This is a genomic window from Paraburkholderia phenoliruptrix (assembly GCF_902859825.1).
GTDB lineage: Bacteria > Pseudomonadota > Gammaproteobacteria > Burkholderiales > Burkholderiaceae > Paraburkholderia > Paraburkholderia phenoliruptrix.
In genome coordinates, this window is sequence record NZ_CADIKB010000054.1 from 1 (window position 1) to 14,616 (window position 14,616).

Sequence of the window (14,616 nt, forward strand, 5' to 3'; positions counted from 1 at the left end):
AGCAGGCCGTAGTGGCCGAACCCGTCACGTATCGCCAGATCGCGCAACGTCCGCCAAAGGTCAAAGCTTCACCATAATGTGAAATTGTGGAGCTAAATGGATAGCCCTTACGTATATACAGTACTTTTCGTATGAGCAATGCGGCTTCCTCCCTTCGAGCCTCCCACGCTCGCCGAACTGCGCGCCTTCTGGCGCGCGCGTGACGAGCACGCGGTTCACCGGCTCATCCTCGAAATCCAGCGGCAGCGGCTCACGCTGCTGGAACTGCGCAGCCTGATCGATTACGGGGTGCAACAGGCGCGCGCCGCCGACCGCACGCTGGTCGAGCGCGGCGAGCCGCTCATGACGCTGCGTATCCGGATTGCGCAAGAAGTGCTGCGCGTCGGCGAAATCGACGATACGCGGCAAATCAGCCGGGCCGAGCAGGACAGGCTCGCCGTGCGCACTCAGGAACAAATCGAATACGCACGCGAAGGGCGCTTGCGAAGACAGCGCCGCAATATCTAGCTCGAGTAGCTTGAGCGGCGCACGCGTTCAGCGCGTTTGCGCCGCCACGCGCAGCCCGAGCGAAATAAACAGCACGCCGATAATCTTGTTCTGCCAGCGGCGCAGCCACGTCAGGCGCTTCACGAGTCGACCGAGCGGGCGAATGGTCAACACGATCAGCGTGGTGTAAAGCGCGCTCATGCCGACGAAAATCAAACCGAGCGCCGTGAACTGCAGAAACGTCGAACCGTGTTCGGGATGCACGAACTGCGGCAGAAACGCCAGAAAGAAAAGCGCCGTTTTCGGATTCAGCACTTCGGCGGGGATCGCCTGAAAGAAGGCTTTCGACGCGGACACCGGCGCGCTTGCGGGCATCTCGCCGCTGGACGGCTTTTCGCGCAAGGCCCGAATGCCGAGATAGACCAGATACAGCGCGCCGATCCATTTGACCGTGTTGAACGCGAGCGCCGACGTCATCAGCAATGCGGACAGGCCGACTGCCGCGCCGAGCGTATGAACGAAGTCGCCCACGGCAATGCCGAGGCCGGTGAAAATGCCGGCTTTGCGTCCGCCATGCACGGTGCGCGTGAGAACCAGCAGCACCGCAGGTCCCGGAATCAGAAAGAGTCCGAGTACGACGGCAACGAAAGTACCTAAGGTGGATAACTCAAGCAGGCTGTCCATACTGTCTCCGGATTATTGTCGGTCGTCGCGCTTTAGCCTGCAAAGTGTACTCCGCTTATCGGGCAGGCATCGGGCAGGCATCGGGCAGGCATCGGGCAGGCCGCATGGCATAGTAGCGATGATTCGGGTCCGCGCGCGAGGCGCGCCCTGAAGTCTTTTATCCAGGTTATTGAGCGGGATTCCAGGTGACTTACACGTTGTCGACGCGGCACATCCACGAACTCGAGATTCGCAAGAGCCGGTTTATTGCGTATGCGATGCCCGTCGAAGATCGCGACGCCGCGATGGACGAGCTGCGCCGCCTGCGCGACGAGCACCCGGCCGCGACGCACGTGTGCTGGGCGCTGCTGGCAGGCGGCCAATCCGGCATGTCCGATGACGGCGAGCCCTCCGGCACCGCCGGCCGGCCGATTCTCGAAGTGCTGCGGCATCACGATCTCGACGGCGTGCTGGCCGCGGTCGTGCGCTACTACGGCGGCGTCAAGCTCGGCGCGGGCGGCCTTGTGCGCGCCTACACCGACGCGATCGCCTCCGCGCTGCTTAACGCGCCGCGCGTCGAACGCATTGCACAAGGCTCGCTCGTGGTCGAAGTCGGTTATGCCGACGAAGCGAAAGTGCGGCGCTGGATCGAAGCGGAAGGCTACGCGCTCGCCGACACCACGCACGGCATGCTCGTCAAAATGACGATCCGCTTGCCCGTCAACATGATCGACGGCGCGCGCCATACCCTGGTCGATATGACGCAAGGCAAAGCCGGCTTTTTCTAATGACCGCGCCCGCCTATTTATTTAGAAGATGGCGCGCGGGTAGCCGCTGTTACCATGCTGCTCTTCAACGGCATGTCTCACCACTTAAGGGGCCACTCCTCTGATACCGACCGCCGCCTGTTCCCGCAGAGCGCCCGAACCGGCGCCGCATCATTCGCTTCGCACGCAACCGGCGCACCTGGGGGCGCGCGCGCCGGCGTCCCTGAAAAACATGGTGTTCAGGCGCTGCGGCATGATCGCGCTGCCCTTGCTGCCTTTGCTGCTCTCGGCCTGCTCGTGGTCCTGGTTCGGCCTGAACAGTCACAGTGCGCCGCGCGCCGCAGCGAATGCCACCGGTTCGCTCAGCGTCGCGCCCGCGCGCGAGTTCGCCTACATGCCTGCGCTCGACGGGCGCGTCTCGCGCAACCGCATCGAAAACACGGCTATGACCGGCATTGTGCTGAAAAGCGATATCAGCGACGCCGTGCGCGAAAGCGTCGTGAATCACCTGAAGCTGGCGGGCTTTCATCTCGACGACGGCCGCAAGGTGCTCTGCGGCAGCATCGAAAAATTCACTGTCGACGACATCCGCTCGCCCGCGCTCTGGACGCTGCAAATGCGCTACGTGGTGATCGACGCCGCCACGCAAAAAGTCGTGTTCTCGACCACGAAAACCGTCAAACGGAAATCGCCGAAATTCACCAGCAACACCATTGCTATCGAAGACACGGTCAAGCTTAGCGTGGACGCATTGGTGCGCGACGCCGGGTTCATCAACGCGCTCAACTAGGCGCACGCTTTCCGCAGCCGGCGCGCCGCACGTCAGGACGGATACCGACAGAGCCGCGCCGGCCGTTTCGCTACAATCCGAAGCAGCGCCCACTTTGCGAGGCCTCATGTCCACCACCGCCTGGCTCTTTTTTCTTCCGGCCTGCTTCGCCATCAATCTCGCGCCGGGGCCCAACAATCTGCTGTCGATCAATGTCGCCGCGCGGCACGGCTTCGCCACGGCATTCCTCGGCGGCACAGGGCGGCTCGTCGCGTTCGCGGGCATGATCGTGCTCGCCGCGACCGGCCTCGCGGTCGTGCTGCATGCGTCCGAGTGGTTCTTTCTCGCGATCAAACTGGCCGGCGCCGCTTACCTGATCTGGCTCGCCATTCAACTCTGGCGCAGCGACGCCCCAGCCATCGACATCACGCGGGACGAGTCCGCGTCGCTCGCCAAAGTTGCGCGGCAGGAGTTTCTCGTCGCCGCCGGCAATCCCAAAGCGATTCTGGTCTTCACGGCGTTCCTGCCGCAATTCGTCGACATCGCAAGGCCGATGCTGCCGCAATTTGCCGTGCTGGGCGCGAGCTTTCTCGTGCTCGAATGCGTGGCGATCGCGTTGTATTCATGGGCCGGCATGCATCTCGGCAAATGGCTCGTGCGCTCACGCGTGAGGCGCTGGTTCAATCGCTGCTGCGGCGCGTTCCTTGCGGCCATCGGCGTGAGTTTTCTGCTCGTCAGGCGGGCGTGAGTGCGGCGTGATTGCCGTGCGCTGCAGGAAAAACGAAAGCCGAAACCATAACCGATTCCTAATGCATTCGCCGAGAAACTTTAACTATCGCTATAGACCCGGCGCCCCTATGCTCAATCAGTGACCCGCCGCCGCGCTCGGCGCGAGACGGCATGGGCAAGCGACTTCTCATAGTCACAGGAGCGGCATCATGAAGATCTGTATCTTCGGAGCGGGAGCGATAGGCGGTCTGATGGGCGTGCAACTGGCGCGCGCCGGCGCCGACGTGAGTTTCATCGCACGCGGCGCGCATCTCGCGGCCATGCGCGAGCACGGCGCGCGCCTCATCATGGACGGCGAAACGGTCAGCGCGCCGGTTCGCTGCACGTCCGACCCGCGTGAGCTCGGCGTGCAGGATCTCGTGATCATCACGTTGAAAGCGCATTCGCTGCCGGGCGTGGTCGACTCGATGCAGCCGCTCCTCGGCAAGCACACGGCCATCGTGACCGGCGTCAACGGTATTCCGTATTGGTACTTCTATCAGCACGGCGGCAAGTTCGCCGGCACGCGCCTCGCGAGCGTGGACCCGGACGGCAGTCAATGGACGAAGCTCGGCCCCGAACGCGCAATCGGCTGCGTGCTGTATCCCGCCGCGGAAATCGTCGAGCCGGGCGTCATCAAGCATGTGTACGGCAAGAAGTTTCCTATCGGCGAGCCGAGCGGCGAACGCACGCCGCGCATCCAGCAATTTCACGAGATCATGCAAGCAGCCGGTTTCGAGGCGCCGATCCGCGACAATATTCGCGACGAAATCTGGCTCAAGCTGTGGGGCAATCTGTGCTTCAACCCGATCAGCGCGCTCACGCACGCCACGCTCGACGTGCTCACGAGCGACCCCGGCACGCGCGCCGTGTCGCGCACGATGATGCTGGAGGCCAAGCGCATCGCAGATCAATTCGGCGTGCACTTCCGCGTGGATGTCGAAAAACGCATTGACGGCGCGGGCGCGGTCGGCGCGCATAAAACGTCCACGCTCGTCGACCTGGAAAACCGCCGGCCCATGGAGATTGATCCGCTTCTTACCGTCGTTCAGGAAATGGGACGTCTCGTCAACGAGCCGACGCCGACCATCGACGTGGTGCTTGCGCTCGTCAAACTGCGCGAGCGGATGGCCTTGCAGGGCGATTGAGCAGGATCGCGTTTGTCACGCATTTGATGCGGGGGCAGTTGAAAAAAGGATCGGACACTGTCCGATCCTTTTTTATTTCGCATTTTGTTTTGCTACGGATTACTGATCAATAGCAAGCCAGACCGCCTTCGGCTCGGTGAAGTTTTCAATCGCGACGTCGCCGTGTTCGCGGCCGAAACCCGAATCGCCGGAACCGCCCCAAGGCAGGCGCACGTCCGTGTAGCCGTAGGTGTTGATCCACACGGTGCCCGCTTTCAGGTCTCGCGCCACGCGATGCACGCGGCCAATGTCGGCGCTCCACACGCCGGCCGCGAGGCTATACAGCGTGCCGTTCGCAATACGTATCGCGTCCGCTTCGTCGTCGAAACGGATCACACTCGCGACCGGCCCGAAGATCTCCTCCTGCGAAATACGCATTTCATGTTCGACGTTCGCGAATACGGTCGGCTCGACAAAGAAGCCGCGTTCTCCGACGCGTGCGCCGCCCGCCACGAGCGACGCGCCTTCCGCGCGGCCTGCCTCGACATAACCCAGCACCGTCTTCATTTGCGCAGCGGAGATGAGCGGCCCCATCGACGTTTCGCGCAGCGACGGGTCGCCGACCTTGATCGACTTGGCCCGCGCGGCGAGGCGCTCGACGACTTCGTCATAGACATCGCGATGAGCGAGAATGCGCGAGCCCGCCGAACACACCTGGCCCGTGTTGAAGAAGATGCCTGAGGCGGCCGCACGCACCGCATTGTCGAGGTTCGCATCGGCGAAAATCAGATTCGCCGATTTGCCGCCGAGCTCCAGCGTGACGCGCTTGAAGTTGCCCGCTGCGCCTTGCAAAATGCCGCGTCCCACCGAAGGCGAGCCGGTGAACGTGACCTTGTCCACGCCCGGATGCGCGACCAGCGCGTCGCCGACCACGCGTCCCTTGCCGGTGACGATATTCAGGACTCCCGGCGGTACGCCCGCTTCGAGCGCGAGCTCGCCAATGCGCAACGCAGTGAGCGGCGTGATCTCCGCGGGCTTGACGATTAGCGTGCAACCGCAGGCGAGCGCCGGCGCGATTTTCCACATGCCGATCATCAACGGAAAATTCCACGGCACGATAGCGGCGACCACGCCGACCGGCTCGCGGATCGTGTACGTCAATGCATCCGGACGAACGGGCACCACCTGGCCGTTGATCTTGTCGCACCAGCCCGCATAGTACTCGAGCGTATCGATTGCGGCCGGAATGTCCTGACGCATGACGGCCGCAATCGGCTTGCCTGCGTCGAGGCTTTCCAGCGCGGCAAGTTCGTCGAGATTCGCGCGCATGAGGCCCGCGAGGCGAGCCAGAATGCGGCCGCGTTCCGCCGCCTTGATGCCGTTCCATACTTTCAGCGCGGCGCGCGCCGCGGTGACGGCCGTGTCGACGTCCGCGGCGCTGCCCTGCGCAACGTGCGCAATCGGCTCTTCGGTGGCGGGATTGATGTCGACGGAATATTCGCCTGTGCCCGGCGGCAACCGCTTGCCGTCGATCAGCAGGTCATGGCTCCTGAGGTCGGTCATCATGAATCTCCTTGCATTGGGATGGTGCGTGGGCTGATTGCAGCAACCGGTCTTGGGAGGACCGGTGCGGGCGAGCGCTAGGCGGCGCTACGGCTCGTGCAGCGCCGCGCCGCTCTGCGCTGCCATGGGCCATGACGATTCCGGCGATACCGCGCTCGCGACGACATCGGCAGCGCCATCCGCGTTTGCCTCTGTGTCGCGGTCCGCGCTCTGCGAGCGCGCTCCCGCGTTCCCGGCAAACTGCGCCCACGCGGCCGCGGCATTCGGCCTGAGCGAGCGATTGCGGCGATGCACGAGCAAGGTGGTCAGTGTGGCCTCGGGCGCAAGCGGCCGGCTCACGAGCGATTCGCCCACGGCGGGCCAATGCGCGTCCACCGGCAGCACGCCGACACCGAGCCCGAGTTCGACCATCCGCTGCACGGCCGCGACATGTCCGAACTCCTGCACCGGGCGCCGCTTCAGGCCCTGCGCACTGAACGCGCGGTCGAGCGCGGCGCGCACGCCGGCGTCGGCGTTCAGCGTGACGAGTGTCCAGTCCTGCAACGCGCCCCACGCGACGCTCGCGTGCCGTGCAAGAGGATGCGTCGGTGGCATGACCGCGTGCAGCGGCGTCGTGAAAACTGGTTGCGCGTGCAACTGATCATTGGCGAGAGGCTCGGCGAGCGACACCACGCCGAAATCCACCTCGCCGTGCTCGACACTCGCGAGCACACCGCTTTGCGCCTGATCTTCGACAGTCACGACCAGTTCGGGAAACGCGGATGCGCAGCGCGCGAGGCCTTGCGCGATCCAACTCGACGACAACACGGGGTTGCTGGCCAGCGCCACGACACCGCGATGCCCTTCATACGCGGCGCGTTCTTCGCGCAAGGTCAGATCGATTTCATCGAGCAGGCGGCCGATTCTTCTCTCGAGGCTCGCGCCTGCATGCGTCAGTTGCACCTGGCGCGTCGTGCGGTCGAACAGTTTCAGCTCGACCGCCTCTTCCAGCTCACGCACGCAACGGCTCACGGCGGACTGCGTCAGATCGAGCTCGCGCGCCGCGCGCGTGAAGCTCCGTTCGCGCGCGACGGCGACAAACACCCTGAGTTGCTGCAGTGAAACGTTCATGACGTCATGGCCGGGCGCGCAGCTTGGCCGGCCTATTCGCCGGTCTGCTCGGGCCAGTGGCTCAGGCGCGAGGCCTTGCCGTTAGCGGCCACGGCTAACGCACTGTGTTGCGGCTCATCCTGCGAGTGAATCCAGCGCGAGCGCATCGGCGCGAGGATGAACTTTGCAGAGACGCCCGCAGCAATCGTGATCACCGCGGACACGGTGAACACGAGGCTCCATCCGCCGGTCGCCGACAACACGGAAGCGAGCGGCACCAGCAGCGAAGCCGTACCCTTTGCCGTGTACAACGTGCCCGCATTGGCCGCCGCATACTTGCTGCCGAACGTGTCTGCGCAGATCGCCGGGAAGATCGAAAAGATTTCGCCCCAGAAGAGGAAGATCAACGCGGCGAACGTCATGAACGCATACGGGTTCGTGCCGTACTCCATCATGCCGAGCAACGACAGGCCTTCGCCGATGAAGATCAGGAACATCGTGTTTTCACGGCCGATCTTGTCGGAGATGAAACCGCACAGCGGACGCGTGAAGCCGTTGCAGACGTTGTCGATGGAAAGCGTGGCCGTGAGCAGCGGCAGCGTGACGCCGAAGATCGTCATCGGAATGCGTGCGAGACCCCAGTCCTTGGCGATGGGGCCGATCTGCGCGGTGGCCATCAAACCGCCCGCGGCAACCGCGACAAACGATACATAGATCACCCAGAACACCGGTGTCCTGATCATTTGGCCCGGCGTGAGATCGACCTTCGAGACAGAGAACTTCTTCTTCGCCGGCGTATGCTGACGCAGCACCGGCTTCACCAGCAGCATCGCGAGCAGCAGAATCGCGACGCCCTGCACGATGCCGAAAAAGAAGAACGTGTGCTCATATCCCGAGCGCGTGATCATGTTCGCAATCGGAATCACGGTGACTGCGGCGCCAGCGCCGAAGCCCGCGGCCGTGAGGCCTGCCGCGAGACCGCGACGGTCGGGAAACCATTTCAGCGCATTGCCGACGCACGTGCCGTACACGCCGCCCGCGCCAATACCCGCGATCACGGCGGCAACGTAAAGCATGGGCAAAGTCGTCGCGTACGAGTTCATCACCCACGCGAGACCGGCGCACACCGCACCGCCCGCGACCACGGGCCGTGGACCGAACTTGTCGACGAGCCACCCCTCCAGCGGCACGAGCCAGGTTTCGGTGAGGATGAAAATCGCAAATGCCAGTTGAATCGAGGCTTGGCCCCAGTGATGCCGCGCGTTCATCGGCGCGACGAACAACGTCCATGCGTACTGCAGGTTCGCCACCAACGCCATGCACACCATGCCAATGACGAGCTGCCACCAACGGTTCGCCCAGAATACGCGGGCCGTTGTCTGTTGAGTGAAATCGTCCATGTGCCTTGTCTCCGCAATTATCTGGTGCAGCCGGCCAAAGCGCCGTGCTGTATGTGTCCCGCCTTATCGTTATGACCCGAAAAGCCTTGCAATCCGGGGATATTTAATATTCCAGTCCTTAAAGTGCTTCCTTTAAAGCCGCTTTATTCAGCCCCTTTGGAAGTTCTTAATTCCGACTAATCCGGTTTTCTTCTTTTTCCGCCAAACCGCCCCTCAGTCCCGCCACGCCTTGATCCCAGCGTTAACCCGAGTGTCCTGCCGGCAGCTTCGTTTTGTTTACAAACTCATGCTAGGGTCATTGCTGAATTACTAATAATTAAAGTTTGTTATTATGTTGATTCATATTTGCTTATACATCGGCCATGACGATGCGCAATGCCACGCTGCGTCAATTGAAGGTGTTCGAAACCGTGGCGCGCCACCTGAGCTTCTCGCGCGCCGCCGAGGAGCTGCATCTCACGCAGCCCGCGGTGTCCACGCAGGTTCGCCAGCTGGAGGAGCACGCCGGACTGCCGCTCTTCGAGCAGCTCGGCAAAAAGATCTACCTCACGCCGGCCGGCACCGAAATGCTGCACTACAGCCGCGCGATCATTCAGCAGTTCCACGAAGTCGACGAAGCGATGAGCCAGCTGAAAGGGGTCTCCGGCGGCAAGCTGAATGTCGCGGTGATCAGTGCGGGCGACTACTTCTTTCCGCGGCTGCTGGCCGAATTCACCCGGCGTTATGCGGGCGTTGTATTGAACCTCGCAGTGCACAATCGCGAGGAACTGCTGCACCAGCTCGCCACGAACCAGACGGACCTCGCGGTGATGGTGCGTCCGCCGCACGAAATGGATGCCACGAACGAGCCGTTCGCGCCGCACCCTTACGTGATCGTGGCCGCGCCCACGCATCCGCTCGCGAACAAGCGCAACATCCGCATCAGCCAGTTGGCGAACGAGGCGTTCATCGTGCGGGAGCGCGGCTCCGACACGTGGAATTCCATGGAAGAGGGCTTTGCGGGGCGCCTCTCCAATCTCAAGATCGCGATGGAGATCAAGAGTACCGAGACCATCAAACAGGCGGTGATTGCCGGCATGGGCATCGCCTTTCTGTCTGCTCATACCATCAGCCTGGAGCTGCAGCTGGGTCACCTCGTCGTGCTTGATGTCGAGAGCTTTCCGGTCATGCTCAACTGGTACGTGGTCCACCGCAAGAACAAGCGCCTGCCGCCGGTCGCCGTGGCCTTCAAGCGCTTTCTCATGGAAGAAGGCGCGAGCCTCATCGAGAAGATCACTCGTGTGAAGGAATTGAGCGTCTATAAGCGATAGGCTATGGAAATCCAATAAAAGTTTAACTATTGCAAATCGTTCAGGACTTCTATGCTGCAAGCGAGTTCCATCACTTGTCAGCCCAGGAGGCCGATCATGAACCACGCTTCGGTTGCGACTCATGCAAGCGCACGCACTGTCCGTGCTTGCCCCGACCATCCCAACGATCCGCATCTGAGCGCCTATAACGCAGCGTTCAGCGATCTCGGCCTGCGCTTTCGCTGGGACCACGCCACGCTCGACATCCTGAGCGAGTTCAATAGCGAGGCAGCAAAGGTCACGGCCTTCATCGAGCGGTTTCATGGCCATCTTCATCGGGCGTATGACCCCGACTTTCTGGCGCAGCTGATTCTGCAGAAGAAAGCGCAGTACTACAGCGAGTTTGCCGCGCTGGGCGAGTAAGCGGATCGGCGGGAGGGCATTCCCGCCTTTCCTCGTAGTTGCCTTGCTGGCCGTTGCCGCTCGTGTCGGACACGGTGGAGACGCCGGCGAGCGGCGTGCGCTCATCGTCGAGCTCGGCTTCATGACTGTCGGCCTGTCGCGGATCGGGTGGAAAAGCGGCGCGCCGCGCATGCATGAACGTCCCGTTGTCTGTTTCCGCTGTTATGCCAGCGTGGGCCGTGGCGGAATGCTGCCGCGCGCACGATGCCGTGCACCGCGTCGATCGCCGACATGTCCTCTCCCCACATTCGTGTCATACCGCCGCGCGCGCCGTGCGTATGCACACGTTGTTTCGAGTATTCGCGGCTCAGCATCACATGCACGCCGATCGACGAAGCAAGCGCACTCGTCGCAAGGAGCGCCGCAAGTCCGAACGGCTGGGCCGCCTCGGTTACAAAGCCATAGCCGAGACATGCGCATAACAGCAGTGCAACTGCATTCACAGCGTCGTGCCCCTGACGCGGCACCACACGAAGCGGCAACAGGCCGCGCAATTTGCAGAACGCGATTGCCGACGTGGCGAAGATCAACGCGCCAGCGAACACTGCCGTGTAGAGTTCTATCCGCTGAAGAATCGTCAGAAGGGCGTGATTCGCGGACGACAAACAACGCGCGACGCCAAAGAACACGATGGCAAGCCCCATGCCGCTCGCAAGCAATGCGACGAGCGCGGGCCGTCGCGTGAGATTGCGCCGGCGCACAAGCGATGCACCGGCCACCGCGCCAGCGATTGCCGCGAACTGGGCACCGGCGCTTATGCCTACGCCCGCCGCAACGACGCCGGAAAACGCACCCGCCAGCGCGGCCGCCAGCGTCGCCGCGTGCCAGTCAGGCCGCGTGTGCCGCACAGCGCGCGAGCCGCGCCCGACCGGCATCTGCCCGAGCGCCGCCAGCACCGAGCCCAGCGCGCAGGCCAACAGCGCAGCCAAAGCCGCTGTCAGCGCAACCACGACTCCCATCCACACGGTACTCTCAGACGCTTGCGGCACGCGTGCTCCTTTCCGTGTTGTGGCGACCGCGGACTTGTGGCCCGCGCATCGCACCGATCATTCAGGCAGGGCGTGCCATGACAGCGGATTCCGGCGTTTCCGCCGGGGCCGCTCGCGCGGCGCCCAAGGTATTCTTCAGCGTGCCGATTCCGTCGATGAAAACCGACACCGTCGCGCCGTCCTTGATCGAGCCCACTCCGACCGACGTGCCGCACGCGATCACATCGCCCGGTTCCAGCGTGAGATCCTGCGAGATGAGGCTCACCTGCTCGGCCGGCGAAAACACCATGTCGGAGAGCGGATAGTTTTGCCGCTCGACGTCGTCGAGCAGGGTCACGAGATGTGCGCTTCTCCAGTCGAATCCGGAGACGATCGCGGGGCCGATGCAACAGAACGTATCGAAGCCTTTTGCACGACACCATTGCGGAAAATGCGGATTCTCGTTGAGCAGATCCGCCGCCGTCACGTCGTTGACCAGCGTGTAACCGAAGATCGCTTCAGCAGCCTCATCCACACTCACATCGCGGCAGCGACGGCCAATCACTATGCCAAGTTCGCCCTCGTAAACAATCTTGCCCGCGTAGCTCGCGGGTCGCCGTATCGGCTCGCCCGAACCAATCACGGATCCAGCCGGCTTGAGCAGGAAAAGCGGATGCGCGGGCACCGGCTTGTCGAGCTTCGCGGCAAGCGCGTGATAGTTGTTCCAGAGCGCGACGATCTTGCCGGGCGCACACGGCGCGAGCGGCGTGAGCGCGCGCGTCGACAGCACCGCGCCGGTGGGCACCGGCTGATCGAGACTTTCGTACTCGTGCAGGTAAGCCCCTTCGACGCGGCCGAACACTACACCGCCGTCGCTCGACATGAAACGCATCCACATATCCATACGCCGCTCCTTGAGCGCTTCGGCACGATCTTCCGCGCGGTTCAACCGGTGCTGTCACCGTATTTCGAACCGTTGATCGCGAGGAAAATCGTGCTGTCTCCCGTTTGACGCGTCAGATCAAACCAGCGCCGCGTGCCCACTGATACTTCGCACCGAGCACCGCGACCGGGATTTCCGTCGAATAGGCGTACGCCGGAACACCGTGCGCGTACAGATATTCGGCGGCCTCTTCCACCTGAACGTCACCCGCGAGCGACGCGACAATCGGCTTCTCGATGCCGCGCGCCTTCATCTCGTCCTTCACCTCGACGACGAGGCGCGCGAACACCATGGGCGGCGTGATGATGGTGTGCCAGTAGCCGAGAATGATCGCGTGGATACGCGGGTCTTCGAGGCCGAGCCGGATCGTATTCTGATATGTCGACGGCGGCTCGCCGCCGGTAATATCGACGGGATTGCCCGCCGCGCCGAACGGAGGAATGAACTTGCGGAATGCAGCGTCGAGATCCGCAGGCATGGTCATCAGCGACAGACGGTTGTCCACGCAAGCATCCGAGAGCAGCACGCCTGAGCCGCCCGCGCCGGTGATGATCACCACGTTCTCGCCCTTCGGCGTGGGCAGCTTCGGAATGCCGCGCGCGAATTCGAGCAGATCGCGCAGCGAGCGGGCACGAATCACGCCGCACTGCTTGAACACGTCTTCGTAGATGCGGTCGTTGCCGGCGAGCGCACCCGTGTGCGAGCTCGCCGCACGCGCGCCGAGACTCGTGCGGCCCGCCTTCAGCACGACTACCGGTTTTTTCTTCGACACGCGCGCCGCCGCTTCCGCGAATGCGCGGCCATCCTTCAGATCTTCACAATGCTGTGCGATGATGTCCGTGTTGTCGTCCTGCTCGAAGAAGGTCAGCAGATCGTCTTCGTCGATGTCGGACTTGTTGCCGAGCCCGACGATCGCGGACACGCCCATCTTCGCGGACCGCGAGAAGCCGATGATCGCCATGCCGATCCCGCCGGATTGCGACGACAGTGCGGCCTTGCCCTGCACATCGTACGGTGTGCAAAACGTCGCGCAGAGATTCTTCGGCGTGTAGTAAAAGCCGTAGATGTTCGGGCCCATCAGGCGAATGTCGTATTCACGCGCAATCGCCACGATTTCCTGCTGGCCCTCCACATTGCCGGTTTCCGCAAAGCCCGACGGAATCAACACCGCGCCGGGAATGCGCTTCTTGCCGACCTCGGTCAATGCGCCCGCCACGAACTTCGCGGGAATGGCAAACACGGCCACGTCGATGTCGCCCGGCACATCCAGCACGCTCTTGTAGGCCTTGTGGCCCATGATCTCGTCGGCCTTCGGATGGATCGGGTAAATCTCGCCCTGATAACCGCCGTTGATCAGGTTCTTCATGACCGAGTTGCCGATCTTGCCCTCTTCCGCCGACGCACCGATCACGGCCACGCGGTCCGGCTTCATGATGCGGTTCATCTGCCGCACAATGTCTTCCTGGCTCGGGCGATAGCGCTCCACCGGCGGCGAGAAATCGAGCACGATGCGCACGTCGGCGGCAATCGCGCCGCGCTTGCTCGCAAACACCGGATTCAGGTCCAGCTCCGAGATTTCGGGGAAATCGGAAACGAGCCGCGACACGTTTTCGATCAGGCCCGCCAGCGCCTCGCGGTCGACGGGTTCGCCGCCGCGCACGCCTTTCAGCATCTCGGCCGCCGCGATGCCGTCGAGCATCGAGCGGGCGTCGTCGCGCGTGGCCGGCGCAAGACGGAACGTGATGTCCTTCAGCACTTCGACGAGCACGCCCCCCAGACCGAACGCCACCAGTTTGCCGAACGACGGGTCCGTCACCGCGCCGACAATGACTTCCTGGCCGCCGCCGATCATCTGCTGAACCTGCACGCCGAGCAGATTCGCCTGCGCGTTATAGCGCTTCGCGTTTTCCATGATCGCGGTGAATCCCTGCGTCACGTCCGCAGCGTTCTTCACGCCGACGAGCACGCCGCCGGCTTCAGTCTTGTGCAGGATTTCCGGCGAGACGATCTTCAGTACGACTGGAAAACCGATTTCAGTCGCGAACTGCGCGGCTTCGGCCGCTGTCGTTGCGAGCGCTTCCTTCGGTACTGAAATGCCGTAGACGTCGCATATCAGCTTGCCTTCGGGCGCGGTGAGCGAATTCCGGCCTTCCGCCTTCGCGTGATCGAGAATGTGCCGCACGACGTCCTTGTTGGCGACCTGAGCGCGATCGCCGGGCGTGTGAGCGGTGCCGCGTTCCTTCAATGAGAGCGTGTCTTCGTATGCCATGTCCTGCCGTCTCCAATGCGGGTTCGAAAGGCGCCGCCCGGCACCGCGCTCGC

The 14,616-nt window shown here is 63.0% G+C and carries 14 protein-coding genes; 7 read left to right on the forward strand and 7 right to left on the reverse strand.

All coding sequences use genetic code 11. The features are described 5' to 3' along the window. Positions 1-138: 138 nt before the first annotated feature. The gene (locus HV711_RS30200) at positions 139-507 is read left to right on the forward strand and encodes a hypothetical protein (protein WP_028360314.1); all 369 of its coding nucleotides are present in this window, start codon (positions 139-141) and stop codon (positions 505-507) included. Between the two features lie 27 nt (positions 508-534). Here the strand turns inward: HV711_RS30200 and HV711_RS30205 are convergent, their stop codons facing one another. After that, a complete protein-coding gene (locus HV711_RS30205) occupies positions 535-1,161 on the reverse strand; it encodes a LysE family translocator (protein ID WP_035477069.1) in 627 nt (208 codons plus the stop codon). A 194-nt stretch (positions 1,162-1,355) separates the two neighbouring features. On the opposite strand from HV711_RS30205, the gene HV711_RS30210 reads away from it, so the two are divergent. From HV711_RS30210 to HV711_RS30225, 4 genes are all read left to right on the forward strand, one after another. Beyond that, the gene (locus HV711_RS30210) at positions 1,356-1,937 is read left to right on the forward strand and encodes an IMPACT family protein (RefSeq protein WP_013591661.1); all 582 of its coding nucleotides are present in this window, start codon (positions 1,356-1,358) and stop codon (positions 1,935-1,937) included. A 232-nt stretch (positions 1,938-2,169) separates the two neighbouring features. Further along, positions 2,170-2,706 (forward strand): hypothetical protein, encoded by a 537-nt coding sequence (locus HV711_RS30215; RefSeq protein WP_013591660.1) that lies wholly within the window; start codon positions 2,170-2,172, stop codon positions 2,704-2,706. Between the two features lie 106 nt (positions 2,707-2,812). Next, entirely contained in the window at positions 2,813-3,433 is a 621-nt protein-coding gene (locus HV711_RS30220) for a LysE family translocator (RefSeq protein WP_013591659.1), read from the forward strand. 190 nt (positions 3,434-3,623) lie between these two features. Beyond that, a complete protein-coding gene (locus HV711_RS30225; protein ID WP_013591658.1) occupies positions 3,624-4,601 on the forward strand; it encodes a 2-dehydropantoate 2-reductase in 978 nt (325 codons plus the stop codon). Between the two features lie 99 nt (positions 4,602-4,700). On the opposite strand, the gene HV711_RS30230 is transcribed toward HV711_RS30225, so the two are convergent. The 3 genes from HV711_RS30230 to oxlT form a co-directional block, all read right to left on the reverse strand. Beyond that, a complete protein-coding gene (locus HV711_RS30230; protein WP_013591657.1) occupies positions 4,701-6,143 on the reverse strand; it encodes an aldehyde dehydrogenase family protein in 1,443 nt (480 codons plus the stop codon). An 87-nt stretch (positions 6,144-6,230) separates the two neighbouring features. Then, on the reverse strand, positions 6,231-7,253 hold the full coding sequence (locus HV711_RS30235; protein ID WP_035477020.1) for a LysR family transcriptional regulator: 1,023 nt from the start codon (positions 7,251-7,253) through the stop codon (positions 6,231-6,233). Positions 7,254-7,285: 32 nt separating this feature from the next. Further along, entirely contained in the window at positions 7,286-8,632 is a 1,347-nt protein-coding gene (gene oxlT / locus HV711_RS30240; protein ID WP_013591655.1) for an oxalate/formate MFS antiporter, read from the reverse strand. 362 nt (positions 8,633-8,994) lie between these two features. Here oxlT and HV711_RS30245 point away from each other — a divergent pair, with 362 nt between their 5' ends. Continuing rightward, on the forward strand, positions 8,995-9,942 hold the full coding sequence (locus tag HV711_RS30245) for a LysR family transcriptional regulator (protein ID WP_013591654.1): 948 nt from the start codon (positions 8,995-8,997) through the stop codon (positions 9,940-9,942). Between the two features lie 96 nt (positions 9,943-10,038). Continuing rightward, positions 10,039-10,344, forward strand: coding sequence for a hypothetical protein (locus tag HV711_RS30250; protein WP_014972963.1), 306 nt, complete (start codon positions 10,039-10,041; stop codon positions 10,342-10,344). Positions 10,345-10,463: 119 nt separating this feature from the next. Here the strand turns inward: HV711_RS30250 and HV711_RS30255 are convergent, their stop codons facing one another. The 3 genes from HV711_RS30255 to HV711_RS30265 all read right to left on the reverse strand — a co-directional run bounded on the left by HV711_RS30255 (position 10,464) and on the right by HV711_RS30265 (position 14,563). Then, the gene (locus HV711_RS30255; protein ID WP_035477024.1) at positions 10,464-11,372 is read right to left on the reverse strand and encodes an NAD(P)(+) transhydrogenase (Re/Si-specific) subunit beta; all 909 of its coding nucleotides are present in this window, start codon (positions 11,370-11,372) and stop codon (positions 10,464-10,466) included. A 61-nt stretch (positions 11,373-11,433) separates the two neighbouring features. Beyond that, a complete protein-coding gene (locus HV711_RS30260; protein WP_035477025.1) occupies positions 11,434-12,255 on the reverse strand; it encodes a fumarylacetoacetate hydrolase family protein in 822 nt (273 codons plus the stop codon). Positions 12,256-12,367: 112 nt separating this feature from the next. Next, a complete protein-coding gene (locus HV711_RS30265; protein ID WP_035477027.1) occupies positions 12,368-14,563 on the reverse strand; it encodes an acetate--CoA ligase family protein in 2,196 nt (731 codons plus the stop codon). Between the last annotated feature and the right edge of the window lie 53 nt (positions 14,564-14,616).